26 protein-coding genes and 2 pseudogenes are annotated in these 26,449 nt (G+C 68.6%); 12 read left to right on the top strand and 16 right to left on the bottom strand.

Annotated elements, in window-relative coordinates; genetic code table 11:
• Positions 1 to 7: 7 nt before the first annotated feature.
• Positions 8 to 1,276, bottom strand: coding sequence for an RNase A-like domain-containing protein (locus KUM39_RS28705; protein WP_217786900.1), 1,269 nt, complete (start codon positions 1,274 to 1,276; stop codon positions 8 to 10).
• Positions 1,273 to 1,674, bottom strand: a complete 402-nt coding sequence (locus KUM39_RS19000) for a WXG100 family type VII secretion target (RefSeq protein WP_217786899.1) — start codon at positions 1,672 to 1,674, stop codon at positions 1,273 to 1,275. The genes KUM39_RS28705 and KUM39_RS19000 overlap by 4 nt, the downstream gene beginning before the upstream one ends.
• Before the next feature lie 666 nt (positions 1,675 to 2,340).
• Between KUM39_RS19000 and KUM39_RS18995 the strand changes: the two genes are divergently transcribed.
• Both KUM39_RS18995 and KUM39_RS18990 read left to right on the top strand, forming a co-directional pair.
• Entirely contained in the window at positions 2,341 to 3,273 is a 933-nt protein-coding gene (locus KUM39_RS18995; protein WP_217786898.1) for a hypothetical protein, read from the top strand.
• The gene (locus KUM39_RS18990; protein WP_217786897.1) at positions 3,273 to 3,929 is read left to right on the top strand and encodes a Pycsar system effector family protein; all 657 of its coding nucleotides are present in this window, start codon (positions 3,273 to 3,275) and stop codon (positions 3,927 to 3,929) included. The genes KUM39_RS18995 and KUM39_RS18990 overlap by 1 nt, the downstream gene beginning before the upstream one ends.
• 705 nt (positions 3,930 to 4,634) lie before the next feature.
• Here KUM39_RS18990 and KUM39_RS18985 read toward each other — a convergent pair.
• Entirely contained in the window at positions 4,635 to 5,327 is a 693-nt protein-coding gene (locus tag KUM39_RS18985) for a hypothetical protein (protein WP_217786896.1), read from the bottom strand.
• 140 nt (positions 5,328 to 5,467) lie between these two features.
• On the opposite strand from KUM39_RS18985, the gene gltX reads away from it, so the two are divergent.
• The 7 genes and pseudogenes from gltX to KUM39_RS28800 form a co-directional block, all read left to right on the top strand.
• Positions 5,468 to 6,841, top strand: a complete 1,374-nt coding sequence (gene gltX, locus KUM39_RS18980; RefSeq protein WP_246620391.1) for a glutamate--tRNA ligase — start codon at positions 5,468 to 5,470, stop codon at positions 6,839 to 6,841.
• A 49-nt stretch (positions 6,842 to 6,890) separates the two neighbouring features.
• A pseudogene (locus KUM39_RS18975) lies at positions 6,891 to 7,092 on the top strand (cold-shock protein).
• A 526-nt stretch (positions 7,093 to 7,618) separates the two neighbouring features.
• Positions 7,619 to 8,071, top strand: a complete 453-nt coding sequence (kilB, locus tag KUM39_RS18970; protein ID WP_217786894.1) for a plasmid transfer protein KilB — start codon at positions 7,619 to 7,621, stop codon at positions 8,069 to 8,071.
• On the top strand, positions 8,064 to 9,110 hold the full coding sequence (locus KUM39_RS18965) for an IS630 family transposase (RefSeq protein WP_443732239.1): 1,047 nt from the start codon (positions 8,064 to 8,066) through the stop codon (positions 9,108 to 9,110). The genes kilB and KUM39_RS18965 overlap by 8 nt, the downstream gene beginning before the upstream one ends.
• Positions 9,111 to 9,357: 247 nt before the next feature.
• Entirely contained in the window at positions 9,358 to 9,648 is a 291-nt protein-coding gene (locus tag KUM39_RS28810; protein WP_372455785.1) for a transposase, read from the top strand.
• Between the two features lie 26 nt (positions 9,649 to 9,674).
• Complete coding sequence (locus KUM39_RS28805; protein WP_372455784.1) at positions 9,675 to 10,067, top strand: IS3 family transposase; 393 nt, start codon at positions 9,675 to 9,677, stop codon at positions 10,065 to 10,067.
• A gap of 21 nt (positions 10,068 to 10,088) precedes the next feature.
• Positions 10,089 to 10,538: pseudogene (locus tag KUM39_RS28800) on the top strand (IS3 family transposase); the annotation flags it as partial.
• A gap of 70 nt (positions 10,539 to 10,608) precedes the next feature.
• Here the strand turns inward: KUM39_RS28800 and KUM39_RS18955 are convergent.
• The 10 genes from KUM39_RS18955 to KUM39_RS18910 form a co-directional block, all read right to left on the bottom strand.
• Positions 10,609 to 11,262 (bottom strand): hypothetical protein, encoded by a 654-nt coding sequence (locus tag KUM39_RS18955; protein ID WP_217786893.1) that lies wholly within the window; start codon positions 11,260 to 11,262, stop codon positions 10,609 to 10,611.
• An 85-nt stretch (positions 11,263 to 11,347) separates the two neighbouring features.
• Entirely contained in the window at positions 11,348 to 12,334 is a 987-nt protein-coding gene (locus tag KUM39_RS18950) for a glycosyltransferase (protein WP_217786892.1), read from the bottom strand.
• Positions 12,331 to 12,945, bottom strand: a complete 615-nt coding sequence (locus tag KUM39_RS18945; protein ID WP_217786891.1) for an HD domain-containing protein — start codon at positions 12,943 to 12,945, stop codon at positions 12,331 to 12,333. Before KUM39_RS18945 ends, KUM39_RS18950 begins: the two co-directional genes overlap by 4 nt.
• 4 nt (positions 12,946 to 12,949) lie before the next feature.
• Complete coding sequence (locus KUM39_RS18940; protein ID WP_217786890.1) at positions 12,950 to 14,668, bottom strand: carbamoyltransferase C-terminal domain-containing protein; 1,719 nt, start codon at positions 14,666 to 14,668, stop codon at positions 12,950 to 12,952.
• Positions 14,669 to 14,691: 23 nt separating this feature from the next.
• On the bottom strand, positions 14,692 to 15,489 hold the full coding sequence (locus tag KUM39_RS18935; protein WP_217786889.1) for a radical SAM protein: 798 nt from the start codon (positions 15,487 to 15,489) through the stop codon (positions 14,692 to 14,694).
• A gap of 16 nt (positions 15,490 to 15,505) precedes the next feature.
• Positions 15,506 to 16,624 (bottom strand): hypothetical protein, encoded by a 1,119-nt coding sequence (locus KUM39_RS18930; RefSeq protein ID WP_217786888.1) that lies wholly within the window; start codon positions 16,622 to 16,624, stop codon positions 15,506 to 15,508.
• Positions 16,624 to 17,733, bottom strand: a complete 1,110-nt coding sequence (locus KUM39_RS18925) for a radical SAM protein (RefSeq protein WP_217786887.1) — start codon at positions 17,731 to 17,733, stop codon at positions 16,624 to 16,626. The genes KUM39_RS18930 and KUM39_RS18925 overlap by 1 nt, the downstream gene beginning before the upstream one ends.
• 3 nt (positions 17,734 to 17,736) lie before the next feature.
• Positions 17,737 to 18,735, bottom strand: a complete 999-nt coding sequence (locus KUM39_RS18920; RefSeq protein WP_217786886.1) for a D-2-hydroxyacid dehydrogenase — start codon at positions 18,733 to 18,735, stop codon at positions 17,737 to 17,739.
• Positions 18,732 to 20,042, bottom strand: coding sequence for a glycosyltransferase family 4 protein (locus tag KUM39_RS28700; RefSeq protein ID WP_217786885.1), 1,311 nt, complete (start codon positions 20,040 to 20,042; stop codon positions 18,732 to 18,734). Before KUM39_RS28700 ends, KUM39_RS18920 begins: the two co-directional genes overlap by 4 nt.
• Before the next feature lie 39 nt (positions 20,043 to 20,081).
• Positions 20,082 to 20,609 carry an ATP-binding protein gene (locus KUM39_RS18910; RefSeq protein WP_217786884.1) on the bottom strand — a complete coding sequence of 176 codons (528 nt, stop codon included), beginning with the start codon at positions 20,607 to 20,609 and terminating at the stop codon, positions 20,082 to 20,084.
• Positions 20,610 to 20,812: 203 nt separating this feature from the next.
• On the opposite strand from KUM39_RS18910, the gene KUM39_RS18905 reads away from it, so the two are divergent.
• The 3 genes from KUM39_RS18905 to KUM39_RS18895 all read left to right on the top strand — a co-directional run bounded on the left by KUM39_RS18905 (position 20,813) and on the right by KUM39_RS18895 (position 23,688).
• On the top strand, positions 20,813 to 22,258 hold the full coding sequence (locus tag KUM39_RS18905; protein WP_217786883.1) for an NsdA family TPR-like regulatory protein: 1,446 nt from the start codon (positions 20,813 to 20,815) through the stop codon (positions 22,256 to 22,258).
• 10 nt (positions 22,259 to 22,268) lie between these two features.
• On the top strand, positions 22,269 to 23,222 hold the full coding sequence (locus KUM39_RS18900) for an FAD-dependent oxidoreductase (protein WP_217786882.1): 954 nt from the start codon (positions 22,269 to 22,271) through the stop codon (positions 23,220 to 23,222).
• Positions 23,223 to 23,283: 61 nt separating this feature from the next.
• A complete protein-coding gene (locus KUM39_RS18895; RefSeq protein ID WP_217786881.1) occupies positions 23,284 to 23,688 on the top strand; it encodes an NUDIX hydrolase in 405 nt (134 codons plus the stop codon).
• Positions 23,689 to 23,772: 84 nt separating this feature from the next.
• On the opposite strand, the gene KUM39_RS18890 is transcribed toward KUM39_RS18895, so the two are convergent.
• The 3 genes from KUM39_RS18890 to KUM39_RS18880 form a co-directional block, all read right to left on the bottom strand.
• Entirely contained in the window at positions 23,773 to 24,147 is a 375-nt protein-coding gene (locus KUM39_RS18890; protein WP_217786880.1) for a hypothetical protein, read from the bottom strand.
• Positions 24,148 to 24,254: 107 nt separating this feature from the next.
• Complete coding sequence (locus KUM39_RS18885) at positions 24,255 to 25,979, bottom strand: relaxase/mobilization nuclease domain-containing protein (RefSeq protein WP_308288175.1); 1,725 nt, start codon at positions 25,977 to 25,979, stop codon at positions 24,255 to 24,257.
• Positions 25,976 to 26,317 (bottom strand): plasmid mobilization relaxosome protein MobC, encoded by a 342-nt coding sequence (locus KUM39_RS18880; RefSeq protein WP_217786879.1) that lies wholly within the window; start codon positions 26,315 to 26,317, stop codon positions 25,976 to 25,978. The genes KUM39_RS18885 and KUM39_RS18880 overlap by 4 nt, the downstream gene beginning before the upstream one ends.
• Positions 26,318 to 26,449: the final 132 nt, after the last annotated feature.

Here is a 26,449-nt window from a genome sequence, read left to right as displayed (position 1 = left end):
CTCGCGGTCAGGCGACGGGGTACGACGTGTGGATGCGGAAGCCGCTGGGCATGTCAGGATCTCGACGCAGGACGAGCTGTACCTGATGCACGTCGTGGGGCCCGGTGCCACGGATGAAGTCCTCCCGGGTGATGCTACGGCCGGTGACTTCGTCACCGAAGTCCACCTTGATCACCTTCTGCCCGCTGGATGTGTTCTCCAGCCAGCGCCGTACATCGTGCTGTTTGTTGACGATCGCCCGGTCGGTGAGGTCCTGCGCCGACTGCTCGTCGATGAAGCTGGAGCTACCGGTGATCGTCTTGTCGGATCGCAGTCGGCTGCGCAGTTCGTGGTCTGTCTTCTCCACGTGCCGCTCGATGGTGTGAGCGCCCTTCTTCCCCTCATCACCGGCGAGGTCGCCTCTGTACTTCGGCCTCTGTGCTCCCTTGCGTTTGCTCCGTGGCCAGGCGTTGGGGTCCCCGTCGCCCTTGATGAGCAGGCCGAGGTCGTCGAGGCCTGCCGCATCGCCGCCGGCGATGGCGAACTGTGGTCCGAGGCCAGGTACGCGTACGCCGCCGAGGAGTTCGGTCATGCCGCCCGCGTTCTTGAAGCCCCTGTACGTGGCGCCCGCGCAGCCGAGGGCGCCGCCGGTGAGGGCGCCGTAGAGCATGGCCTGGTGTGCCTCGTCGAGGTTGAGGCCCTTGCTCTCGCCCGTGGCCAGGGCGAAGGGTTGGGTGACGGCGAGGTCCACGGTGATCGACTCGATGCCTGCAATGGCGGCCGTGGTGAGCGTGGTGGCGGCGATGGTGGCGATCTCGGTGGAGACGGTCACTCCGAGGGTGGCGGCCAGGTCTACGACGGTCACGGCGGCTGTGGCGGCGGCGGCTTCGGAAATGCCGGCGGTGAAGATGGCCAGGGCGGTGCCGGCCACGATCGTGGCGCCGACGATCTCCAGCTCGTGCTCCAGCTTCTTGACCGCGTGGTGCACCGTGTCGGCGTACTGGTCAAGGGCCTTGGCCATGTCGCGGGCAGCGTCAGTCATGTCCTGGAGCCAGCCGTGGCCGTCGTAGTAGTAGCGGCGCCAGTACGGGTCGTCGAAGGCGGATATCGCCTCGCCTTTGTTGTGCGTGATGATGCCGCGGGCCGTCTTGTTCGCTGCGGCCGTCACGTCTTCCAGGTCGTCGGCGAAGTGGCGCCACGCCTTGGCCGCGTCGCGCAGACCGCCCTCGTCGGCGTCCGGCCACCACATGCCGGTCATGTCCTGGACGATCTTTTTGGCCTTGTCGGCCGCGCTCACCGGCCGTTCCCGCGGGTGTCGTGCGGTGTGGCGTCGATCTTGCTGAACATCGAGCGAACAAGCTGTTCGTTGTCGATGTGGCCGTCGGCCATGTCAGACATGGCGTCGTGGATGCTCTGCAGGCCCTGGGCGAGGATGTCGGCGGCGCTCTCCATCCTCTGCACGAGCGGGCCGTAGTGGCCGTGGAACTGGGTGCCCTGTTCGTCGTCACCCCACGGTGATCCGGCCGCCGCCAGGCTGGTCCTGAGCTTGGTCAGGGCCTTGGCCAGGTCGTGGCTGTGCGCGTGGAAATGCGGGGCCGTCGCCTTGAGATCGTGGATCTTGATGTCGAGTATCTTGCCGCCGCCCGGTTCGCCCACGGCGGCGTCTCCTCCCCTTGAGTCGGCTGTTCGGCCCATCGACGCTAGTTGATCGACGGAATGTCCGACTGCGACCTCAGCCAAGAGAGCGCAAAGTTCGACTCAGGCGCGTGCCTCCGCGGGGTCACGCAGGCCCTCATCGCCGGGAGACGTTGTGTGGCGTCCCACTCCTTCCCTCTGCCGAGACCGCGGACGTGGACAGTGGGGCGTGGCGGTGAACCCAGGAACAGCTCCAATCTGCCGCCTGGACCGCATGGTCTGGATGGTGTGAGCCGAGCCAACTGAGACCACGCACGTCGAAGGGCCCCGCTGTAAGCAGCGGGGCCCTTCGACATCGTGCCCGGTGAGGCACTGGCGGAGGATACGAGATTCGAACTCGTGAGGGGTTGCCCCCAACACGCTTTCCAAATGTTCGTCTGGGGGTTCGGGGGAGGGTGTGTACGTTCTGGCCTGCGACGGAGCGGGAGGCGGAAGGGCCTCCGGGTGCCCCTGGACGGAGGTGAACGAGACCACAACTGAGACCAGAACGCTCTCTGTTCGACCGGGCTGCCAGGTACCTCCCACGTCCACGCGGGCGGTAGGAGGGGCGTGGGCCATGGCCTCGCGGTCCACGGCTGGTTGGGACGAGCTGGTTTGCGCTCGCCAGGCTTTGTCACACCCCTCCCGTACCGTGGAAGCCGTGAGACCGAGCGGGAGGGGATGTCCGTGACTGACGTAAAACTCGAGGACCTGATCGAGGAGCTCGACCAGAAGGCGAAGGATGAGTTCGCGTCCACCCCGGAAGTGGTGGACAAGGGGCACGGCCTCGACGTGTCGGCACTGCCGATCACCGCGCGGAAATGGCACAAGGTCACGGATGCGGTTGCCGTCGTCGCGGACTTGAAGGGCTCCACCAAGTTGGGCACCGGAAAATGGGCTGCGAGCACCGCCAGCATCTACGAGGCCAGCACAGGTGGAGTCGTCAGGATCTTCGATGAGTTCGAGGCTGACTTCCTGGCGATTCAGGGTGACGGCGCCTTTGCGCTCTTCTGGGGGGACCGTCGGTACGAGCGCGCGCTGACCGCCGGAATCACAGTCGAACGGTTCAGCATTGACTTGGTGAAGCGGCTTGAAGCCCGGTGGCCGAACGACCCCGAATTGCCTAGCACGGGATACAAGGTCGGCGTCGCCTCCAGTCGTCTCCTCGTCAAGCGGGTCGGTACGCCGCGCAACGTCAATCAGCAGGAGCCCGTTTGGGCAGGCAAGGCTGTCAACTACGCAGCCAAAGCAGCACAGTCAGTTGATCGACACCTTATGGCCGTTACCGGCAGCGTGTGGGATCGAATCGAGAAGAACGATTACCTGGCCTACACCTGTCCTTGCGGCGAGGGACCGTCCGACACGCTGTGGGTAGACCACACCATCGATCGGCTCCCTGACGGAGATGCAGAGGCTCAGGGGCGTGTATTGCATTCATCTTGGTGCGCGGTCCATGGGGAGGAGTACTGCGCAGCCGTCTTGCGCGGCGAGAAGAGGCGTGACGACGTCAGTCACTTGAAAAAGGCGGCCACTTCAGAGCGCATGCGCGAGGCCATCTGGTCAAAGGCACAACAGGAACGCGAAGCGCTCCGGGCGCGACGTGCCGGGCTCTCCTCGTGATGCCGCAGCAAGCCTCCCTAGATGGTGGGGAGGACGGGCAAAGCGCCCTTGCCCCGAGTACCCTCCAGCCGGAGCACGCATGGAAGGCGCTAAGCCTGGTCAACGACTGGGTGAAGCACGCCGAGACTAAGAGCGTTGCAACCCTGGCCGCTGCTGGAGTCGCCGGCGGGGTCGCCTACAACTTGCTCAAAGACCAGAGCAGCCCCGGAATCATCCTTGACCTCGTTGCGGTTGTCGGCTGTCTCGCGATCTTTCTTGCCGGACTGTTTGCCATGGCAGCCCTTGCACCCCAGCTGAAACCTCCTTTGAGTGGTGCGCTGCGCGCGAAGTTGCGAGGCATGTGGGCGGGGCGGCGTGTACCTCCTAGCGAAGACGAGACCGAGCCAGCGCAGTCTGAGGCTGAGCGCAGCCCCACGAACCTGCTGTTCTACGGCGACGTCAAGCGTCTATACGAGCACGATGCGCCGACGTATGCGCAGGTGCTGGCTGCACTCACGGGCAACGACCGAGAGATCACTGATCACATCGCTCTTCAGGTGCACGCAAACTCCCTCGTCGCGAACAGGAAATATCTATGGGCTAACCGTGCGATCCGGGCGCTGCGTGTAGGTCTCGTCTGCTTGGCCCTGATTGCATTGATCATTGCCACTCACTAATGAAGAGGCGTACTTGACGCATATGTGTCGGGTCGGCAGCGTGTCCTTCCGGTGCAGCGGCTTCCAGTTCGCCGGAGCTGAACCTGGGGTGTCCCAACGTCCTGCATTCCCGCTGGCCTCGTTGTTTCAGGCGACGTCCTGTTGGCCGTGCGTCCGTGATGTCGCGTTGATCCCCGTCCGGGGACGGTTCCGGTCAGGGGTGCGCGTCGGCTGACGTGCCGGATGGCGTCGGGTTCCACGGTCCCGAAGCTTGCGGGTGAGCCTCCTCTCGATGCTCGACGGGTTTGTTCGTGCTGGTCAGGTGGGGTGGGGCAGGGCGAGGATCCGTTCGAAGGCGCGGATGATCGCTGTGGCCCAGGGCCAGGTGTCGGGGAGTTTCAGGCGGCGTTTGCGCTGGCCGCGCACGAGGCGGCGGGGACGTGGAGGATGCGGTAGCGCAGGGTCTTCGGGGTGGCCTTGGCGAGCTCGCCGTCCAGGGCGAGGAGCTGGAGCCAGCAGCGGAGATCGGCGGCGAGGGTGGTGGCGGTGAGTCAGGCGGCGTTCACCTCCAGCTCACGCGAGGGCAGCAGGCCGTTCCCGGGTGCCTTCTGATCGCGGATCTTGGGCTCGACCCGGGCGTGTTTGCGGTGCCGGCCATCGAGGTGGGCGATCTGCCCGTTTCGGTGGTTGGTCGCGAAGGTCTGGTAGCGCGCCTCCTGCTTGATCTCATAGGCGCTGGCGTCCTTGACGTAGTGGGGGTGCCCAGCCGACGGAGTTCTCCCAGCGGAAGGTGGGGCTCTTGCGGCCACTGGCAGAGGCGATCCAGTCGATCAGCTGGTGGGAGAAGCCCGCCCCATCCACCCGGAAGAGAATCTTCTGCCTTCGCCACCAGGGAAGTTGGGCCACCGCCCGGGTCAGGATGTCGATGTTCACGCCTGTGTCGTTGGCACTGACGATGCCCGGGTGAGCGTCGCGGCGAGCTGTTCGCCGGTGTTGTCGCAGGTGGCGACGAATATGTGGTGTCCGAGGAACCCCTTGTAGGTGCCGCGGGCTCCCTCCTTCTCCGACGGTGCCGGGATCAGGGTGCCGTCGCTGTCGATCACGGTCCAGCCGGCCCGCCAGCGACACCCCTTCGACCTCCACCTCGGGGAACCCCTCGGGCCGCTCGCGCAGCAGTTCGTACACGCGCCGCCGCACCGCCCCACGGGCCCGCTCGATCCGGGAAAGTCGCTGCGCGTCGGCCTCTTTCAGCGTCCGCCATACGGTGGGGTGAGATGCGACCGCGCCGAAGACCGGCCGCTGGTGTTCCAGCAGCCGGATGTCACGGGTATGGGTCGAGCCCGTGACCGCGATGCTCGGTGCGGTGAACGGCCTGGGGAAGGGGACCGGCGGGGCTTCGGGAGCAGCAGAGGGAGACATGCGGGTAGAAGGCGAGGACGGCCGGAAAAGGATGGTGCGGGGGTAGGCGGAGTGGCCCGGCGCAGGTGTCCGGTATCGGTACCCTGGAGCGCATGTCTACTGCCCCGGTTCGCGTTCGTTTCGCCCCGTCTCCGACCGGCATGTTCCATGTCGGTGGTGCACGGTCCGCTCTCTACAACTGGGCGGTGGCGCGACAGTCCGGTGGCACGTTCGTCCTGCGGATCGAAGACACCGACGCGGCCCGGAACAAGCCGGAGTGGATCGACGGGATCATCAACGCGCTCGCGGCGATCGGCATCCACGGCGAGGACGCGGCCTTCGAGGGCCCGTACTTCCAGTCGCACAACGCCGAACGGCATCGGGAAGCCGCTCAGCAGCTCTTCGCGGCCGGCCGGGCGTACTACTGCGACTGCACCCGGGAGCAGCTGAAGGAGCGCACGGGTTCGGATCACCTCGGGTACGACGGGTTCTGTCGGGAGCGGGGGTTGGCCTTCGAAGAGGGCCGGGCGCTGCGGTTCCGGACGCCGGACGAGGGCGAGACCGTCGTGGTCGACCTGATCCGCGGGGAGCCGGCGTTCCCGAACAGTGCGATCGAGGACTTCGTGATCGCCCGTGGTGACGGGTCCCCGGTCTTCCTGATCGCGAACGTGGTCGACGACCTCGACGAGGGAATCACGCAGGTCATCCGAGGCGAGGAACACCTGTCGAACACGCCGAAGCAGCAGCTGCTGTGGGAGGCGCTCGGCGCCCAGCCGCCCGTGTGGGCGCACCTGCCGGTGATCGTGAACGAGAAGCGGCAGAAGCTGTCGAAGCGCCGTGACAAGGTCGCGCTGGAGGACTACCTCGCCGAGGGCTTCCTGCCCGAGGCGATGGTGAACTACCTCATGCTCCTGGGCTGGGGCCCCGGCGACGACCGGGAGATCATGCCGTACGAGGAGCTGGAGCAGCTCTTCCGGATCGAGGACGTCAACACCGCCCCGGCCTTCTTCGACGTGAAGAAGCTGACCGCGTTCAACGGCGACTACAGCCGCGCGCTGTCCCCGGAGCAGTTTGCGAACGCCTGCGCGCCGTGGCTCGTCGCTCCGCACGCGCCGTGGGCCCCGGAGGCGTTCGACAAGGACGTGTTCGAGGCGGCGGCGGTGCTGGCTCAGACCCGGCTGGCTCTGCTGTCGGAGATCACCAGCTATGTGGACTTCCTGTTCCTCGACGAGCCGGTCGACGACGAGGTGTCGTGGAACAAGGCGATGAAGCCGGGCGCCGGCGACATCCTGTCCGACACCCGTGCCGAACTGGCCGATGTCGCGGACTGGAAGGCGGACGGCCTGAAGGACATCCTGCTTGCGGTCGGTGAGAAGCACGGGCTCAAGCTGGGCAAGGCCCAGGCGCCTGTCCGGGTCGCGGTCACCGGCCGGACGATCGGACTCCCGCTCTTCGAGTCCATGGAGCTGCTCGGCCGGGACCGCGTGCTGGCCCGTCTGGACGCCGCAGCCGCGAAGCTGGCCGCTCAGGCGTAGCCACTTCGGGTCTGCGCGGTGTGGGTCCGATATCGACTGGAAGCTCAGTATGACCAGCGGAACCGTCGAGTGGTTCAACGCCGAAAAGGGTTTCGGCTTCATCTCCCAGGACGGCGGCGGCCCGGACGTCTTCGCACTACTCCAACATCAACTCCTCCGGTGTCCGTGAGCTCCAGGAGGGCCAGAAGGTGACCTTCGACGTCACCCAGGGGCAGAAGGGCCCGCAGGCGGAGAACATCACCCTCGCCTGACTCCGTGCGGGGGCAGGCCCCGGGACGGTGCCGGGACCTGCCCCGTACAGATGACGTGAGCGGCTACTTCCGCCCCGCGGGCCGGCGCCCCTGGTGTTCCCCGGTCGAACTGCCGGGCGGGCCCTCTGGAGGGGCTGTTCGTGGATGTCACTGGCTGGACGCCGGCGGAACTCGACAGCCCGTGCCGGCGGACTGCTTCACCCGCGCCACCGGCATCCGCATGGCCGTTCTGGCCGCCAGCCACTTCTAAAACCAGGAACTCGAACGCTGCCTCACCGCCGCGAACATCTCGCTGCGTATCTCGGCAACGTTCACTCCGCCCGTGCCCACAGCTACCTCCATGACGTCACACGCGTCCTCACATCGTGGAAGGGGCGCCCCGAGGTCGCCGACCTCATCCACCGCACCCGCACTGAGTTGCCCGCCACAGCCTGATTCCGGCGGATGCGCGTCGGGCGGTGGCAGCCGGCGGGCTACTTCCCGGCCGGAGTACGCGGACCGGGTCGGGAGGGTGGGAGTCGGATCCGTGCTCTATCCAGCGCACCCGCCTGATGGTGAACTGGTCGACATGTCGGGGGTCATTGCGGCGGCCATCGCCGTCATCGGAACATTGTTCGGTGCCGTCGTCGCACACCGGTACCAGGAGAAGAGCGCGGCGCGGTCAGCGGACCGCGCCGACCGCGAGCGACGCCACCAGCGCCTCTTCGACGCCTGTGCCGACTTCATTGCCCTGGCAGAGGACTACCGGCGGGCGCAGTACGACCGGTGGACAAGCCAGCACGCGCAGCCCGACTCCGAGGGGGCCCTCTCGGCCCGGGCAGAGTCGTACCGGCTCCACGTCGAGGTCCGCAGCAGCATCTTCCGGCTCCGCCTCATAGCTCTCAGCGCACCGGCACAGCGCCTCGCCGAACAGGCTGCCGAGATCCACATATTGATCCGAAACGCTTTGGGTTCACGCTCGTTGATGGTGTGTGAGTGATCTGGTGGGGGATGGGCGGACCTGGTCGCCGGACGCGCAGGAGGTTGTGCGGATGCTGGCGGTGTCCGCGCTGGTGGACGGGCGGGACCGGGCAGAGGTCGCGACCCTGTTCAAGGTGTCGGTCAGGGCCGTGGACAACTGGTGGACGAGGTGGCAGACGGGTGGCCGGGACGCGTTGCTGTCGCGTCCGCGGGGCCGTCGGGTGGGCGAGCATCAGGTTCTGTCCGAGGCCGAGCAGGCCGCCGTTCGGCAGGCCGTCCTCGATCACACCCCTTCCGGCCTGGGACTTTCCGGTCAGCTGTGGACACGGGGGCTGATAGGCGAGCTGATCTTCAGGCTGTACCGGATCCGCTTCACCGACCCCGGCGTGGGCAAGTACCTCAAACGCTGGGGACTGACGTTCCAGCGTCCGGACAAGCGGGCCGTCGAGCAGGATGCGGAAGCGGTCCGTCTCTGGCACGAGGAGACCTGGCCGGCGATCCGGGCCAGAGCGAAGGCGGAGAACGGCGAAGTTCTCTTCGCCGACCAGGTCGGGGTCCGCTCGGACCAGGTCACGGGCCGCACCTGGGGCGCCAAAGGCACGACGCCGGTCGTCCGCCGCACCGGGAACCGGTTCTCCGTGAACGCGATGTCCGCGATCAGCACGAAGGGCCGGATGCATTTCATGGTCTTCACCGAGTCGTTCGACGCGAAGGTCATGTGCCGATTCCTTGACCGGCTCGTCGGGCACTTCGACCGCAAGGTCCACCTGGTCATCGACCGGCACTCGGCCCACCGCTCGAAGACCGCACGGACCTGGCTCGCCGACCACAAGGACGTGATCGAGCTGCACTTCCTGCCGTCGTACTCACCCGAGCTGAACCCCGACGAGCTGGTCAACGCCGACCTCAAACGCAGCCTGCCCCAAACCCACAGGGCCAGGAACCAGGCCGAACTCGCCACCGAAACCCGCCGGTTTTTCCACCGCCGACAACGCCAGCCACACATCGTGCGCGGTTACTTCGGAGGCTCACACGTCCGCTACATCCTCGACGAGTGAACCTAATGAGTTTCTGATCAATAGCGACACGAGAAATTCTCTTCGCCATGGACAAGACCGACATGCTGGTCCGCGGCGAGGCTGCGGAGCACGCTTGCGAAGCCTTCGTGGTCCGCGCCAGAGAGGTACTGGCTGCCGGAGAATGACGTGCCCCAGCCGGGCGTAAGGGCAGACCCCTGAGGTGCCCCGATGCTTCCGGACAGGGACCCAATAGGGTTGTCCTGTCAAGGAAACGAGGAAGCAGGAAGTGGCGCCACCCAGTAAGTACACCCGGGAGTTCCGTGAGGAAGCTGTCCGGGTCGCACTCCAGTCCAGTAGGACCATCTCTGAGACGGCCCGCGAGCTCGATTTGAATCCGGAGACGCTCCGGGGTTGGGTGAAGAAGCACCAGAAGCAGAACGAGCCAGCGGCCGGTGCGCCGTTGACGCTAGATGAGCGGGCACGTCTGAAGGAACAAGACCGGCGTATCCATGAACTGGAGATGGAGAACGCCTTCCTGAAAAAATGCGCGGCGTACTTCGCGAAGGATCCCCGGTAGCGAGCAGGTACGAGTTCATCGAAACGATGCGGCTCGGCACCACGGAGTACGCGCATTCCGTCGAGTTCATGTGTAAACGGCTCAACGTGTCCAAGTCCGGCTACTACGAATGGCGGAACCGCCCGGATTCCGCCACAGCCCAGCGGCGCGAGGAATTGAAGCTGCTCATCAAGAAGGCATTCGACATGTCGGACAGCACCTACGGATACCGGCGTGTCCACGCCCAGCTCGCGCGCTGGGGCCGCCGCGCCGGCCTGGAGCTGGTCCGTCTGCTGATGCGTGAGCTGGGTCTGGTGTCCTGCCAGCCCAAGCCGAAGCGGTGTGGTCGCTCACCCAGGCCGCGGCCGGCGGTGTGCCGGACCTTGTCAGTCGGAACTTCACCGCCGACGCGCCCGGCGAAAAACTCGTCGGTGACATAACCTATGTAAACCGGAGAAGGCTGGCTTTATCTCGCGACCGTCATCGACTGCTGCACGAAGGAGGTCATCGGCTACGCGATGGACGACCACTACCAAACTCCTCTCATATCTCAGGCCATCCGTAACGCGGCGCGGAACAGGAAACTCGCGAGCGGTGCGATATTCCACTCCGATCGCGGATCGAACTACATGTCCGCCGAGTTCGCGGCGACGCTGAAACAGTTCGGAATCCGCCGGTCATCCGGGCGTACCGGCGTCTGCTGGGATAACGCGATGGCGGAATCCTTCTTCGGTGCTCTGAAGAACGAGCGGGTTTCCCGCATGACTTACCTGACCCGAGAGGCCGCCCGACAGGACATCACCCGATACATCGAACTCTGGTACAATCACAAACGCCTCCACTCGGCTATCGGATACCGCTCGCCGCGAGAAGTTCACGCCGAATACGTGGAGTTGCGTATAGTCGCGTGAGATAAACGGTCAGATCACTGTCCGGAAAATGCGAGGCTCCTCACCCCGCAGAACGCCACGTCGCTTGTCTCTATGCTCTGCGGTTCTTGACGACGCTCGCGGCTAGCTCGTCCACAGATCGCCGAAGTTCATGGTCTGACATTGAGTCCTTTGGGCCGAACCGCTCGACGTAGAGCATCGACCCATCCCCTGCGTCGAGAGTGAGCTGAGCCTTCCAGACGTCGCCGTAAAGCACTTGGCGAGCAGCGGCACGCCCCTCAATCAGCGCTGGCTCGGCCTTCTCCGGGATCACGTCGGTACCGTCCACCGTCTGCTGCAAAGAAGCTGACGTGGGGTAGAAGGCGACCACGTATCCGGCCGACTCAGCCGCATCGTCTGGCGTCATCAGCAGGTAGCAGGAAGCACCACCCTTCTCCTCAGCCACAGGGGATGCCTCTCTGATGCTCAGCTGCTCTTGCGTTGCCTCACTCACGAGCTGGCAGACGTTCGCCTTACTGACACCGGTGATGATCGGGGCGTCATCAGGCGTCGAGGCGCTCGCGGAACTGGAGAGGCGAGAAGCGCCATAGCCCAGGCTGGCGCCGAGAGTGAGCGACACCACTGCGATGACGGCCAGCAGGCTCTTTGCAGGGCTACGACGGTACTTCGCGACTGCCGAAGTTGCTTCTGCCGATGTGCCCGCAGTCGCGCCGCTGTCTTGAGTTGAGGTTTCTTCACTCGTCATCACAAGATCATCACATGCGCACTGGAGTGGCTGTTGTGATGATGTTGAACCGTTACTGAGAGTCAAGCGCGCTAGTGACTACTGGTCAGGCGACCTTCGTGAGGAGGTCGCCCCAGGCGTTGCCGAAGTAGTTCAGATCGAATCGGGCCAGGGCCTCGTACGCGGCCTTGGTCTCGGCCCGCCCCGCTGCCGCGCGCTCCCGAACCTGCGTCGCCAGGCGGGTGATGTCCGGGGCGGGCTGGCCGGTCAGCGCGGCGAGGTCCCCGAGGCCGGCCACAGGGCGGATCAGGCAGGGCAGGCCGAGCAGCAGCGCCTCGGCCGCGCAGCGGCTCCAGCCCTCCCGCATCCGCGGGAGGAAGACACCGACGTCGCACGCGCACAGCAGCCGTAGGTAGCGCGCTCGGTCCACGTCGTAGTGCGCGCCGTCGAATCCGATGGTGTTGCTGCCGCTGGTGATCACGCGTATCCCGGGAGCTTCGGACAGGGCCGCGGAGACCTCTTCGGTGCCCTTCCAGTGCACGGCCTTGCCCGCGTACACGCCGAGTACGTCCGGAGGCAGGCCGAACTCGGCGCGGCATGCGGTTCGGTCGAAGCCGCGTGCCCGTTCGACCTCGGTCGTGTCGAAGGCGTTGTAGATCACCCGTATGTTGCGCACGCCTCGGGCGCGGAGGAATGCGGCCCAGTAGGGGGCGACGCAGACCACGGCGGCGCACTCCGGGAGTACCCGGAACAGCCGTTCCCAGAGCATGGCTTCGACGGGGGCGGAGTCGTGCTGCAGTGGCTCGTAGTGGTGGAGGAGGAACACCGTGCGGGTCCGCATCTCCGGCGTGAAGAGCAGCAGGCTCAGGTCGTCCCACACGAGGGTGCCGCTGGTGCCGTTCAGAGCCCGGACGGTCGGGGCCAGGTGGGCGAGGTGGCGGAGCTTGCGCCAGCGGCGGACGCGGTAGGTGCGCTTGTGGTCCGGGATCGTGCGCCACTCCACGTCGTCGGCCGTCGCCTCGTGCAGCATCCGCAGGTACACCCGGCCACCGGTCCGGCCGATCGGTTCCATCGAGTAGACGACCCGCTTCACGGACGTACCTCCTGTTGGTGGCGGACGTACTCGGAGTGGAGCAGCGCGTGCGCGGCCTTCAGGTGAGGGCCGAGACCACAGGCGGCCTCGGCGAGCGGGAGGTGGAAGTCTCCGAGGCTCTGGAGGAAGCGCCGGCGTCGGTCGTGGTTCGGTGAGGCGGCGAGATCGCGCAGGTTGTGGATGCGGTCGGCGAGCCGGACGAGAAGGTCCTCGGGCGGGAGCGCGGCCTGCTTGGCACGCCAGTGGGTTTCGTCGCCTGCGGCCTTGGGGCGCTGTTCGAGGCGGTGGTCCGCCGTCATGGCACGAAGGCGGGCAGTGAACGGGCCGCCGAGGTGCTGGACGAGCAGTGCCTCGGATTCGGGGGCCACCTCCAGGGCGTCGTGAAGGAGGGCGAGGAGGAGTGTCTCGTGGTGGCTGACGCCGATCTCGGTTCTCAGAAGCGTGATGACGGCGAGGGGGTGTTCCAGGTAGGGCGTGCCCTGGTCGCGGGTGTGGCCGTCGTAGACGGTGAGGGCGAGATCGCCGGCCGCGCGGGCACGGGACTGCTCGTCCGCACTCCACGCGGCGGTGCCGAGCACGGTCAGTACGTGGACCAGGTCGACGGGCTTCATCGCTTCACCTCGTTCGGAGCGGGCGGAGGGGTGTGGCGCGGGGGTCGGGCACGCAGTCGGCGAGCAGCAGGGTGTCGCCGACCGCGAGTGCGTCGAGTCCGAGGTCGGCCGTGGCTGCGGCGGCCTGCTCGGCGGTCCGCAGGATCGGGCTGCCCTTCCGGTTGAAGGACGTGTTCAGCAGCAGCGGCAGTCCGGTGCGGTCGTGGAAGTGCTCCAGGAGCTCGCCCAGGCCCTGGTGGTCGGTGACGACGGACTGGACGCGGGCGGTGCCGTCGTGGTGGGTGACCGCGGGGATGCGGTCGGCGCGGCACCGGCGGACGGTTGCTACTCGGTTCATGAACGGGTCTCCGGTCGACATGAACCACTGTGTGGCGTGCTCGGCGAGGACCGCCGGGGCGAACGGGCGGTACGAGGCCCGCTTCTTGATCGAGTTGAGTCGGTCTCGCGTGGCGGCGTGGCCGGGGTGGGCGAGGATCGAGCGATGTCCGAGGGCGCGCGGCCCGAACTCGAGCTGCCCCTGTACCCAGCCGACGATGCGGTGCTCCGAGAGCAGCGCGGCCACCGTGGGCGCCAGTTCCGGCCCGAGGCCGGTCAACGCGCGGTACCCGGTCGGCGTCGTCGTCAGGGCACCGGGGAGTGGGCCCCAGGCCGCGTCGGTCGGCTCGGGCAGTCGCCCCTGACCGAGTTGGTAGTGCCATCCGTACAAAGCGGCGCCCACGGCGGTGCCCGCGTCGTGCGGTGCAGGCGCCACGAAGAGGGTGTCGAATCCGCTGTCGGCGGCCAGCTGTCCGTTGAGGTGGGAGTTCAACGCACATCCGCCCGAGAACACCAACGCCGAAGCTCCCGTGAGGCGTTGCATGTGACGGGCGATGTGGACGACGGACTCGGCGAAGACCTCCTGGACGGCGGCGGCCAGGTCGGCCCGCTCGTGTTCCGGTTGCTCCGCGACGTTGTCCGCTGTCCAGGCCCGATTGCCGAGCAGCAGCGGTGTGCCGCTGTCCGCCGCACCCCACGGGTGGCCGATACGGACCGTCCCTTCGGTACCGAGCCGCACGAGGTCCCGGACCTGGGATCCGTAGCGCTGGGGATCGCCGAAAGCCGCGAGGGCCATCATGCTGCCCTCGGGTTCGTCACCGGGCGGGATCACCCGGCAGGCGAGGTTGCGGTAGAAGTGCCCGAGGGAGGAGTGGACGCGCCGGGGGCCGGCCGGGCTGGGCACGACGGTCGGCATGCCCTGGTGGAGGCGGTCGATGCGATCGGGTCGCAGGTCGTACCCGGTGATGCGCTCGCGGCCGGGGCCGAAGTCGGAGCCGAGGGAGGAGCCGCCGGCGTCGATGACGAGGCCGGCCGCGTGGTCGTGGCCGGAGAGCAGGTAGCCGGAGAGCGCGTGGGCCGTGTGGTGGGACAGGAGGCGGAGGTGTTCGCCGAGCGGGGCGGGCAGGAGGGCGGCGAGTTCGTCCCGCTCCTCTGCCAGCCACCAGCCGGCGGCGGGGTTGGGGCGCATGGAGGCGGCCCAGACGGCGTCGATGTCCTCCGGCTCGATGCCTGCGGCCTCCAGGCACCACTGGAGCGCGCGGGTCGGGACGGTGAGTGTGCCCTTGCGCGCGGGGTGATGGTGCTTGACGCCGCTCCAGCGTTCCTCTTCGGCGGCGTAGAGGCGGCCGTCGACGATCAAGGCGGCGGCGGTGTCGTGGTGGAAGTTCAGTCCGAGGACTGCGGGCATGGTCGTGTACCTCCGGTCTGGGGTCAGACTGCGAGGGCCGGGACGGGGAGGAGGGTTGCGCCGGAGTCGGTGTACTCGTGGCAGCGCAGGCAGAAGCGGAAGTGGTGGCCTCGGGGCGCGAACACCTTCGCCGCGAAGTCCTCGTCCCAGACGCTGAATTCGCTGTCGTCCTTCGCCATGGCGTTGAAGCAGCGGTAGCAGGAGCCGTCCATCTCGATCATCAGGTGCTGGTCGAGGTAGCGGTCGCAGAGGCCGCGCAGCTCGTTCTCCGGCTGGCCGACGTCGACGTGGTGGACGTGGTTGGTGACGTGGATGGCGCCGTACGTGGCGCACAGCTTCGCGAGCTGCGCGAGGCGGGTGGCACTGATGCCTTCCAGGACGCTGTTGATGACCACGGTCTTGCCGGCCTCGCGGAGGCGGGGGACGACGGCGTGGACCTCGTCGTAGTTCTCGTGTTCGTCGTCGCAGCCGATGAGGACCTGGTCGTAAGAGCGGAGGACGACCTCCATGATCCGCTTGTTGCGGGCCAGGGTGATGCCGTTCGTTCCCAGGACCAGGACCTTGTCCGGCAGGCGGGTGCGGGCCGCGTCGCTGAGGGAGGGGAAGTCCCGGTGCACGGTGGGCTCGCCGCCGTTGATGTGCAACTGCTGGAAGGGGATGGTCTCCAGCCGGGTCAGGACGGTGGAGAACAGTTCCAGGGACATGTTCTCGCCCTGGGCGCCGTCGGCGAAGATGCAGAAGTCGCAGGACCGGTTGCACTTCGTCGTGATCTTGATCTTCGCCGTCTTGAGGGTGCGGGGCAGGGGCGCACGCGCGGGCATGGCGGGACTCCTCGTGTCAGGGGCGGATGTCATCGGGGGAGAGGCTGAGGAAGTCCTGCACGGTGGACTTCCGCCGGTGCCAGTGAGCGAGGGCGGCACGCAGGGTGCCGGCGGTGGTCGGTCCGTCGGGGATCAGCGACGCCATCCGGGCGGCCAGCCGTCGGGAGGGTGTCGTCTCGTCCTCCGCGAGCGCGTGCAGCGTCCGCGCGGCGGAGTGGAGTTCCTTCGTCTCCCGCCGGATCAGGTACTCGGTCGCCACGCCTGGCGGCGGGTCGAGGTAGTACAGCCAGCGGGCGACGCGTACGCGGAGCATCCCGGCGGTCATCACCCAGTCGGTGCGGGCGTGGCCCTCGGCCTGGCCGACGGGGCGGCCCGGGTCGGGAACGCGGCGCATGGCCGCCTCCAGAGCGACGTGGGCCGCACGGAGCAGGTGGCGCGCGCTGCGAGGGCGGGCATCGGGTCGGTCCTCGGCGTGGCGGAGGAACAATTCGGCGTACCCGTCCAGTCCGTCCGGTCGCCACTGGGTGAGGGCGGCCGTCTTGCCGGGACAGCGGGTCCGTGTCGCGAGCGCGGCTGCGGCGAACCAACACGGGGCGAGGTAGTGCCAGGCCACGCAGTGGCGCTGGTACGCGGCGATGTCCTCCAGCACGTTGTCCGTGCTGTCCGCCGCCAACCGGTACCGGCCGCCCAGCCGGGTCTGAAGGATTCCCTGGTAGAACCGTTCGTCGACCTCGCACCACGACGCCATCTGCGCCCGGGACTTCCAGCGCTGGAAGTCCCGGGCGCTCCCGCTCATCAGCGACCAGGTCGCGAGCTCGGGTGCGGAGACGAGCCGTCCGTCCGCCTCGGCCACGGTGAACGCGAAGCCGGGCGGATGCTCCAGCAGACGGCGGTGGACGGCCTCCCGGCCGACCGCTGCGGTGTGCGCGGCGGCCAGACGGTGGTTCCACTCCTCCCAGTCCGCGGGGGCTTGGGAGAGGAGGACGCGCACGTCCATGTCCGAATGGGGAGCCAACAGGTCGGCCGGCTGCCACTTGTGGGTGAGCATCTCCGTCCCGACGCCGTGGGAGTCCAGTTCGCGTTCGTAGAGCGAGCCGAGCCCCGAGTAGAGGGACGGCGCTACGACGGCGGTCATCACCGCTCCCCGGTGGAGGCGCGGTTGCAGGCGGGCTGGGCCGCGTCCGTGGTGACGAGCGGGAGCAGGGGGAGGACCGGAGTTCCTTCCGGTCGCTCCATCCGGTCCCAGCGCAGGTCGTAGTCGACGTAGTGGAAGCCCTGCCAGGCGTCGTTCGAGTTGCGGTCGAGCATGGCCCGGAAGAGGTGGGCGAAGGCGTCGCCGAGGGTGCCGTCGGAGAGGTGGGGCTTCAGGGGGATGTCCCGGTTGTGGAGGATGCACGGCCGGGCCACACCGGTGGGCGTGATCTTGATGCGGTTGGCGTCGGAGCAGGTGGCGCAGCTGGAGTTGGAGATGAACCCGATGGAGCCCGCCCAGCCGTCGGGGCGGAGGTACTGTCCGGGGCTGCGCACCCCGAGTTCGTCTCGGCCCACCTCGCCGGCGTCCGCGAACCACTCCTGGAGGCGCCCGCGCACCTCCGCCTCGCTGATGAACTCGGTGTCGAACAGTGCTTGGGCGGGGCCGATGTTCTGGAGTTCGATCAGCCGGACGGCGATGGGCAGGTCGCGGGCGAGCTCGGCGACGGTGAGGGCGTCCGCCACGTAGGTGCGCTGGAGAACACAGTTGATCTTCACTCGCAGGCCGAGAGCGAGTGCGGTGTCGAGGGTGCGCCGGGTGACGCGCGGGTCGCCGCCGCCCATGATGTCGGCGGACCGGGCCGGGTCGAGGCTGTGGAGGCTGAGGTTGAGGTACGTCAGGCCGGCGCCATGGAGTTTCTCGACGCTCAGCCCGCGACGCAGGTTGCCGTGGCTGGTCATGCCGATCGAGGCTTCGGGCCCGAGCCCGTCGGCGAGGCCCCCGAGCACGTCGAGGATGTCCGCGCGGAGAGTCGGCTCACCGCCCGAGCAGTGCGCCTTCCTGATCCCCCAGGTGCCGGCCTCGGCGGCGATGGCCGCGTAGTCGGACGCTGTCAGGGGACGGTCCTTGTGCCCGTAGTCCGGCATGCACCGGGGCTTGCAGAACACGCAGTCCAGGTTGCAGAGCGAGTTCAGCGTGAAGGCCAGGTAGGGGTGGTTGCGGCCGGCCGCCGTGAAAGCCGCGGCCAGGTCACGGTGGGGTGCGGTGAGCATCGGTCAGCCTCCGGTCAGGTGAACGTGTGCGCTGGGGACCTCGGCCAGGCCGTTGAGGGGCTGACCGGCGAGGTAGCGGTGCAGGTTGTCGGCGAAGAACGCGACCGCGTCGTCCATGTACGTGCGGCAGAGCGTCGAGCTCTTCGGCGTGAGGACGACCCGGGGGTGGAGCCGCAGCGGATGACGGACGGGCAGGGGCTTCGGGTCGTGGACGTCAAGGGCTGCGCCGCGAAGATGACCGGTGTCGAGGGCGGCGAGAAGAGCCGACTGGTCGACGGTCCACGCACGCCCGAGGTTGACGAAGAGGGAGCCGGGCTTGCAGGCCGTGAAGAGATCGTGGTCGAAGAAGTGGTGCGTGGCCTGGGTGGTGGGCAGCAGGTCGACCACGACATCGGCGATGGACACGGCCTGGCGTACCGCCGACGCGTGCATCCAGGTGATCCCACCCTCGGAGGCCGCAGGTGGTGTCCGGCGTACTCCGATCACGTCCATGCCGAAGGCTCGGGCCGTACGTGCGAGGTGCCCTCCGATGCTGCCGCAGCCGACGATGGCCATCGTCGCCCCGGACAGGTCGAAGAACTCCTCGGCGAGGTCGTCCTTCCACCAGGTCCGGTTCCGCTGGAGCCGCTGGCTCATGAACAGCCCTCTGGAGAATCCGAGGACCAGCCCCATGGCGTGCTCGGCCATGGGACGTCCGTGGAACCCGTACGAGCGAGTCAGTGCCACTCCGGCGGAGTGGGCCTCCGCGACGGGCAGATGGTCGGTCCCGGCGGCAGGAGAGGCGATCCACCGCAGGTGGGGCGCGGAGGACAGCCACGACGGTTCGAACCTCCAGCCGAAATAGACGTGCGCATCGGCCAGCCGCTGCGCCAGGTTCCCCTCGCCGGCCGCACGGAACGCCACGCCCGGGAACGCGGCAGACAAGTAGCGCTCGTGTTCGAAGGACATCCGCCAGAAGGTGTGCGGGGACTCCAGGGCGATCAGCACCACCGGCCGGTTCATCGGACTCGGCCTTCGGCGACAGGCGACGGGGGCAGGGCCCAGGGCGCGATGCGGTTGATGACGGCGCCGATGGTGGCCTCGTAGTCGTGGTGCGAGCGCACCAGGGCCTTCCCGGAGTTCCGGAGGCGCTCCCGTTCGTGGGGTAGGGCGGTCAGGGCGCGCTGAAGGGCGGAGGCCAGGGACCGGGGGTCTCCCGGCGCGCAGGCGAAGCCGGTCTCGCCTTCGATGACGGTCTGAGCCAGTCCGCCGGCGCTGGTCGCGACCACGGGACCCGCTCCTGCCGCGAATGCCTCCAGAGGGATCCGCCCGAAAGGTTCCTCACGCGACGGAACGACGACCGCGCGCAGGGCCGGGCTGTACAGCCAGCCGCGGATCGCGGGCGAGAAGCGTGTGATCAAGGTCGCGTCCAGGTCGTACGCTCGGATGCGTGCCGCCAGGTCCTCCTGGTACGAAGACGAGTGCCTGTGATCGGCGGAGGTAACGGCCGCTAGGAGCAGGTGTGGTGTGCGGACTCCGCGCTCCTTCAGTGCACGCAGTGCGTCCAGGAGGTCGTCGAAGCCCTTGGTCGGCACGGAGCGGCCCATGGCCAGGAGGAATCCGGCGCGTGCCCTGAAGGGCAGCGGTGGCAGGCTCTCCGGCTTGGTCATCTCTTCCCGGAGCAGTCCGTTCGGGACGCTCACGATGCTGGCCCGGGGGACGCCGTAGTCGGCGGTGAGGTGGCCTCGCATGTGAGAGGAGATCGCGCCGATCCACCCTCCCCGAAGTGTCGCCGCCCGTAGAGCGTCGCGCTCCCAGCGGACCCGGGAGACGTCCTTGGGCTGTGTCAGGGCGGTCGTGGAGCGCGGTACGAGCAGCAGATCCATGGTCGGTGAGACGGACGGGGCAAGGCCGAGAAACGGAATGTCGAGGCCGACGAGGAGGCATCGGCTCGCACGATCGGCGACGCGCTGCGCGGCCTCACCCGCCAGGTCGCACAGCTGGACGGAGCCGTGGACCGAGCCGGCCGGTGCCCGGGGTCCGGGGAACGTGGTCACGTCGGCCTCAGCCTGTCGCAGCATCTGGTGGACCTCGCTCGTCCACCGTCGGTCGTGCCCTCGCGCCGTCTCCGGCAGACGGGCAGCGATCACGGAGAGGCGGCCCGCCGGGAGAAGACGGGCAAGCGCCGTGATGAAGGCGCGGTTGCTGAAGCCGCTGCCCGACATCGCGCCGTAGAGGCCCTCGTGGAGGGCGACGATGACACGTGGCTGTCGGACCGACTGTCCTACGGCTGTCGTGGGAGGGGGCGGGGGCACGTGATCGATGCGCACTGAGTGGTTCCTCCTTCGAAGAGTGCGAGGAGAGCGGGTTCAGGCGCTGCCGGCCGAAGGGCGGTGCCCGCGGACGAGCCGGCACCAAGCACGGGTGCCACGGGCCCCTGTGGTCAGTGACCAGGCGTCGGCCAGGGCGGCGACGATGACCAGTCCCCGTCCTGATTCGGCCTCGTCCTGGGCACCTGAGAGAGGGGCGGGCGCCGGGTGATCGCTGCCGCCGTCCGTGATGGTGATCTCGACTTCCAGGCCGCCGGCGGGCGGGATCCGACGGTCGACGCACAGGACCAGGGGCGGGCTGCCCGAGACGAACGCGTTCGTCGCGAGCTCCGATCCGACCAGGCGGGCGTCGTCGAGGACTTCCGTCTCGGTGTCGTGGAGCGCGACGGTCACGGCGTCCCGAGCGACCTCGGCGACTTTCGGCCCGTACGGCAGATCCGTGATCAGCGTGGTCGTGCCGTTGCCGCCGGTGTATCCGAGTTCGAGGACGGAGACCGGCGGCAAGCCGGGTCCGAGGTCCGTCGCACCGCCCGGACGATCCCGGGAGGTGCTCGTGTGGTGACTCAAGGTCCACCTCTTTCTCCGTCGACATCCACGGCGACACTTGCCGCCGGACTCCAAGAACACCGGAGAAGGGCAGTCCCGCAGGACCCGATCAGTGGGTCAACTCGGTCAACTTCGTTGCGATGAGGGTGAATAGATCGCCCGTGGGCCTCACCATGGGCGTGCGAGAAGTGATGGACGAACCACTGGCGAAGAGGTGGTCGCACGTGGCACCGCAGGCAGGGGAACCCAACGCCGTACTGGCGGGTTGCCTCGACGAACTCGGATGGAGCCCCAAGGCGCTCGCTCGCAAGCTCAACAGGGTTTTCGGAGCGGGGACGGTGGCCGAGTCGGCGCCGTACCACTGGCGTGACTCCGGCTCGCTGCCGCGTTCACCGCTGCCGATGATGGCCGCCTATGTGCTCTCCCAGGAACTGGGCAGATCCGTGTCCGTGGCAGACCTCTGGCAGGGCCGGGTGGGCGACTCCGCATCGCTCGTCCCGGCCGACACGGATCTCGCACGGCCCTGGACCGTGCAGGGCATGGAGGCGATCGTGGAGGACTGGGTGCTGGGCGGCCTTGTCGACCGCCGCCGTTTTCTCGCGATCTCCGGCGCGGGACTCCTCGCGATCGTCGCCCAGTACCTCGACGGCACCGCGGGGCGCGGCCAGTACACGCCCCGCATGACGTCGTCGCTGGGTGGCGATCCACTCGTACAGCAAGTGGAGCAGCATCTGCCCGTGCTTCAGTTGCTCGACGACGAGCACGGAGGGGCACGGCATCTCCCCTACGTCAGCGCCCAGTTCCGCGCGGTCGGGCTCCTCATCCGCGAAGGCGGCCTCGCCCCCGCCGTGGCGAGCCGCCTGATCCGCGCTCTCGCGGAGATCGGTCAGCTGGCCGGCTGGATGGCCTTCGACGCAGCCGACCACGGACTCGCCCAGCGCTACTTCGCCACGGCACTGCGTGCGGCACACCAGGTCAACGACCTGCCCCTCTGTGCGCACATCCTCGGCGACCTCTCCTTCCAAGCCGCGAGCCGAGGCCACCCCGCGGACGCCATCGCCCTCGGCGAAGCCGCCCGACGTGCCGGTGACGCCGCTCCACCGGTTGTCCGGGCCTCCGTCCTGTCCCGGCTCGCCTACGCGTACGCCGCCGCCGGCCGCGACAACGACTTCGCCCACACCCGCGCCTCAGCCCGCGAACTGATCGCCGACCGTGACGGCACTCGGGAAGAGCCCCGCTGGATGTACTTCCTCACCGACAATCACTTGGACTGTCAGGCCGGTTACGGCCTCATCCAGATGGGCCGCGCGCAGCAGAAGGCGGACAGGGGCACGAAGGGGCGCCACTTCCTTGCCCGTGGAACGGAGTTGCTCCAGTCCGGGGCATACGACGTCCCCCATGGAGACCCCAGCCAGCGCCGCGCCATGTTCGAAGGCGCCTGGCTCGCGCTGGGACACAGCGCCCACGGCGACCTGGAGGCGGCCTGTGAGATCGGCCGGATCGCCGCCGACCGCCTCGCCGCCGTGCGCTCACCCCGCAGCGCGGCACTGCTCCACCAACTTGCCGCAGACCTGCGCCGCCGACAGCGCAACCCTCACGTACGCGGCTTCCTGCCCGTCCTGGAGGACGCGCTGGCTCAACACGCTCCACTGACGGCGGCCCGCGCATAGGGTCGGTGTCATGTCCGCATCGGAGCGCGTTGTCGTAGTCGGGGCTGGGGTGTCGGGGCTCACCACCGCCGTCGTTCTCGCCGAAGCCGGGTCTTCGGTGCACGTGGTCGCCGAGCAGGTTCCTGGGGTCACGTCTTTGGCGGCCGGGGCCATGTGGGGTCCGTACCTGGTCGAGCCGAAGGACAAGGTCGACCACTGGGGGCAGAGGTCCCTGGAGCTCTTCCGGGAACTGGCCGAGGACCCGGCCACAGGCGTCCGGCTCACCAGCGGCATCGAGGCGTCCCGCACGGCCGAGGCCGCACCGGACTGGGCCAGTGCCCTGCCGGGCTTCCGGCCCTGCGAGGCGGATGAACTTCCGGACGGCTTCACGGCGGGGTACCGATTCACCGTGCCGTTGGTCGACATGCCCGTCTATCTCGACCACCTCCTGCGCCGTCTCCAGGCCGCCGATGGAACGGTCGAACGCCGCGGTCTGGCCTCGCTCGCGGATGCCGGTCCGGCTTCGGTGATCGTCAACTGCTCCGGTCTCGGTGCCCGTGACCTGGTCCCGGATCCCGACCTCCGGCCCATCCGGGGCCAGCACGTCGTCGTCAGCAATCCGGGACTGACCGAGTTCTTCTCCGAGGACACCGGCACATCGCCGGACCTGCTGTGCTTCTACCCCCACGGCGACACCGTCGTCCTGGGCGGCACCGCGATCGACGGCGAAGGCGACCTGAGCCCCGACGACAAGGCGGCGGCCGGCATCCTCGCCCGCTGTACGGAGGTCGAACCGCGCCTCGCTCAGGCGCGCGTCCTGGACCACCGGATCGGCGCCCGGCCGACCCGGGCCCGGGTCCGGGTGGAGTCCGTGCGGGGAGAGGACGGCGGGGTGGTCGTGCACAACTACGGTCATGGGGGCGCTGGCGTCACCTTGTCGTGGGGGTGCGCTGAGGAAGTTCGGGGACTGCTCTCCGGCGAGTGACGTCGATGGCTGGCGGTTACCCGGTACGCGTTGCGCTGGTTGTCTGCGGAGGGGGCGGAAGATGGTGCAGAAACCGGGCGTTGCCGCGGCCGTCGTCGTTCACGCGGGGTGCGTGCTGATGGTGCGCCGCCGGGTGATCGAGGGTTCGCTCTCCTGGCAGTTCCCGGCCGGCAAGGTCGAGCCCGGTGAGGCCCGTGAAGAGGCCGCCGTGAGAGAGACCTTGGAGGAGACCGGGGTGACGGTGGCGGCCGTGCGACTGCTCGGCGAGCGGGTGCATCCGCAGACGGGTCGGCTGGTGTCGTACACGGTGTGCGAAGTCGTGGGCGGCACCGCTCATGTCGCGGCCCCGGAGGAAGTGGTCGAGTTGGCCTGGGTTTCCCACGGAGAGATCCTGCGGTACGTGCCGTACGGACTGTTCGATCCGGTAGAGGACTACCTCGACGAGGTCCTGTCCGACGGGCCGTGAGAGTCGGCGGCGTGTGAACCAGGGGCGCCCGGTGGGACGGCTGAGGGCCGTCCGCCGGGCGCTCGCGGTCCGTGCCGTCTCTCGTCAGAAGGTGTAGGCGGTGAAGGGGCGTAGGGGTTCGCTCGCGAAAGTGAGGAGGCGGTTGAACTCGGCTTGCTCGGTCTCTGTCATGAGTTCCACTGCGTTGCCGAGGGTCTTCTTGGTGAGCCGTTCCATGAACGGGGCGAGGAACTGGTTCAGGGTGTCGGGTGCTTCGTTCTTCGCCTGCGCGTACGCCTTGTAGCGGGTCATCTGCGCGTTGAGCTCTTCGAAGTCGGAGCGGGTGGCGCGGAGCGCGGTCGCTTGCTCCTCGTCGGTGAAGGGGCGTCCGTCGCGGTGGGACCAGGTGTGGGTGTCGGGGCGCTTTTTGAAGTCCGAGTCGCACAGGAGGGCGACGATGTGGGGCTGGGGGAGGGCCATGCGGCGGTTTCCTTCCGGTGGTCGGCTGGAAACATCAAGGGTCCGGAGAATCGCCGGTTTGGCTAACCGGCGATCACCGGTTAACTTCCGCGGCGCGCTGTCGTGGTTCAGCGGCGCGGCGGGGTGTTGGCCGGCCTGGGTCCGGTGTGTGCGGGCCGGGTCGACAGGCCCGCGGTGGAGGTGACGGGGGTTCCCTGGGTGTGCCGGGTGCGGGTGTGTCGGGGGTCTGCGGGGAGGCCGGCTGTGCGCCGCAGCCGCCATACGAGGACGTCGCTGATGCCTTCCGCTGTGTCCAGTTCCCTTCGGGCAGTTGCTTCGGTGAGGAGCTGGGAGGCGTCGTGGCCTGCGGCCTGGGCTTCGGTGAGCGTGGCCGCGAGGGCGGGCCAGCCGGGTTCGGCGAGGACGCGGTCGGCGAGGTCGGGCAGGGCGTGGCGCACTATGTCGGCCTGGTGCCGCTGGAGCGAGGGGCCGAGCTGGCGGCCTTGCTGTTGGAGCGCGTTCAGGGGCTGGGTGGCGGCTGCCTGGTAGGCGGCGCGCAGGTGCCCGGCCGCTCGGTGGGCGGCTTCGGCTTGCTGGGCGTGGTGCTTCTTGGCGTGCCAGTGGGCGGCGGCGGTGATCAGGAAGAGCAGCATGTCGATGGCCATCGCCGTGGTGGCGCCGTCCTCTGCGCGGCCGAGGGCCGGGCCGCTGTGGATGAGGTCGCGGGCGGCCTGGCGCAGGGCGTTGCCGTGGCCGTGTGCGGCGTGGACGTGGGAGCGGGAGGCCCGTTCGAACGCGTTGGCGGCGTCTCGTAGTTCGCGGCGCGTGTGTGCGGCGGAGGTCGTGGCGAGGGCGTCGAGGACCTCTCCGGTGGCGGCGAGCAGCGCGGCGATGGCGGCGTCGTCGCCGTGGTCGATGACGAGCAGCGCATGCCAGGCGGCGGCGATGGTCCCGCGCCGGGCCGTCGCAGGCTTGGTGGCCGGTGTCGACGCCACGGGCGGGGCGTTTCCGTCCGCGGGGTGGGTCCAGCGTGCGCGGATGCGGGGCAGGGACAGGTCCGGGGCGAGCTTGGATCCGGAGTAGTGGACGGGCTCGCCGTTGCTGTTGCGGTCTCCGGGGAGGGCGACGGTGTAGCCGAGGGTGTCGCCCGAGGGCGCGATGCGGCGCCGGACGAGGAGGCCGGAGGCGGTCAGGCGGCCGAAGAACTCCTCCTCGCTCGCCGCTCCGGCCACCGAGCGGCGGACCGCCTCGCGCAGCTCCTCGCGCGGAGTGCGCTGCCGGCCGAGGCGTTCGGCTTTGCGGCGTTCGGCGCTGGTGGGGCGCTTGGCGGCGGTGCCGTCGCCGGGAGCGACCCTGCGCAGGTTGTAGTCGGTTTCGATGAGGCGGGCCTCGGCTTGGGCGCGGCGGGCTTCGTTGTGCAGGCGGGGGCGTCGGCCGTCGTCGCGGACCAGGGTGGCGATGATGTGGATGTGGTCGTCGGCGTGGCGGACGGCGGCCCAGCGGCACGCGGCGTCGTCGCCGTCGGGGGCGATGCCGGTGGCGGTGACCATGCGGCGGGCGATGGCGGCCCAGTCGTCGTCGGACAGGGCCGGGTCCTCGGGGCTGGCGCGTACGGAGAGGTGCCACACGTGCTTGTCGGGGCGGCGGCCGGTGGGCAGGGCGTTGACGGGCTGGTCGAGCAGCCGCTGAAGCTGGCGGTAGGTGGCCTGCGGGTCGCGGCCGGGGTCGGGGGTGAGCGGGTCGAAGGCGGCCACCAGGTGGGGGTCGGTGTGCTCCTCGTGGGTGCCGGGGCCGTACAGGTAGCGGATCAGCCCGATCGTTGCGCTGCCGCGCTTGTGGAGGCGGGGGATCACGCCGGGGCACCGCCGTCCCGGTGGGCGAGCAGGGCGTCGGCGGCGTCCTCCATCCGGCGGGCCGCGCCCAGGACGGCCCTGGCGGTGGCGTCCAGGTGGGGTGCGTCGGCACCGGAGTTGAGGGCTTTGGCGACCTGGTTGAACAGGCCGTGGATGCGGCCGAGGTGCCGGCGCGCGGTGAACAGCTCGTTGATGACGTCCCGTTCGGTGGCGATCTCCGCGGCGGTGCGGTTCAGGTCGCGGGCTGCCCTGTCGACGGCGTAGGCGAGGAAGGCGGCGTTGGTCATCTGGCACTGGGCGGCTGCGTCGGTGAAACGCTGGTACTCGGCGTCGTTCATGCGGCAGCTGGGCTGGTGCAGGCGCTTGCGGGGCTTCGGCTGGCGGGGACGCTGTCGCCGCCGCGAAAGCGACTCGGCCTGCCGTCCCCCTCCAGGCCGCGGTCCGCTCTCGGCCGCAGCCTGCCGGTCCGG

Origin of the sequence: Streptomyces corallincola (assembly GCF_019104725.1) — a bacterium.
Taxonomy (GTDB): domain Bacteria; phylum Actinomycetota; class Actinomycetes; order Streptomycetales; family Streptomycetaceae; genus Streptomyces; species Streptomyces corallincola.
The sequence above is the reverse complement of the archived record's forward strand: the minus strand, read 5'-3'. Positions and strand labels throughout refer to the sequence as shown.

Coding starts and splice junctions, on each gene's coding strand:
- KUM39_RS18945 (WP_217786891.1), bottom strand. CDS start 12,945: ATGAAGCCCGTCGACCTGGTCCACGTACTGACCGTGCTCGGCACCGCC.
- KUM39_RS18940 (WP_217786890.1), bottom strand. CDS start 14,668: ATGCCCGCAGTCCTCGGACTGAACTTCCACCACGACACCGCCGCCGCC.
- KUM39_RS18985 (WP_217786896.1), bottom strand. CDS start 5,327: ATGTCTCCCTCTGCTGCTCCCGAAGCCCCGCCGGTCCCCTTCCCCAGG.
- KUM39_RS18880 (WP_217786879.1), bottom strand. CDS start 26,317: ATGAACGACGCCGAGTACCAGCGTTTCACCGACGCAGCCGCCCAGTGC.
- KUM39_RS18990 (WP_217786897.1), top strand. CDS start 3,273: ATGCCGCAGCAAGCCTCCCTAGATGGTGGGGAGGACGGGCAAAGCGCC.
- KUM39_RS28805 (WP_372455784.1), top strand. CDS start 9,675: ATGCGGCTCGGCACCACGGAGTACGCGCATTCCGTCGAGTTCATGTGT.
- KUM39_RS18935 (WP_217786889.1), bottom strand. CDS start 15,489: ATGCCCGCGCGTGCGCCCCTGCCCCGCACCCTCAAGACGGCGAAGATC.
- KUM39_RS18955 (WP_217786893.1), bottom strand. CDS start 11,262: ATGACGAGTGAAGAAACCTCAACTCAAGACAGCGGCGCGACTGCGGGC.
- KUM39_RS19000 (WP_217786899.1), bottom strand. CDS start 1,674: ATGGGCCGAACAGCCGACTCAAGGGGAGGAGACGCCGCCGTGGGCGAA.
- KUM39_RS18930 (WP_217786888.1), bottom strand. CDS start 16,624: ATGACCGCCGTCGTAGCGCCGTCCCTCTACTCGGGGCTCGGCTCGCTC.
- KUM39_RS18890 (WP_217786880.1), bottom strand. CDS start 24,147: ATGGCCCTCCCCCAGCCCCACATCGTCGCCCTCCTGTGCGACTCGGAC.
- KUM39_RS18895 (WP_217786881.1), top strand. CDS start 23,284: ATGGTGCAGAAACCGGGCGTTGCCGCGGCCGTCGTCGTTCACGCGGGG.
- KUM39_RS18925 (WP_217786887.1), bottom strand. CDS start 17,733: ATGCTCACCGCACCCCACCGTGACCTGGCCGCGGCTTTCACGGCGGCC.
- gltX (WP_246620391.1), top strand. CDS start 5,468: ATGTTCCATGTCGGTGGTGCACGGTCCGCTCTCTACAACTGGGCGGTG.
- KUM39_RS18900 (WP_217786882.1), top strand. CDS start 22,269: ATGTCCGCATCGGAGCGCGTTGTCGTAGTCGGGGCTGGGGTGTCGGGG.
- KUM39_RS18920 (WP_217786886.1), bottom strand. CDS start 18,735: ATGAACCGGCCGGTGGTGCTGATCGCCCTGGAGTCCCCGCACACCTTC.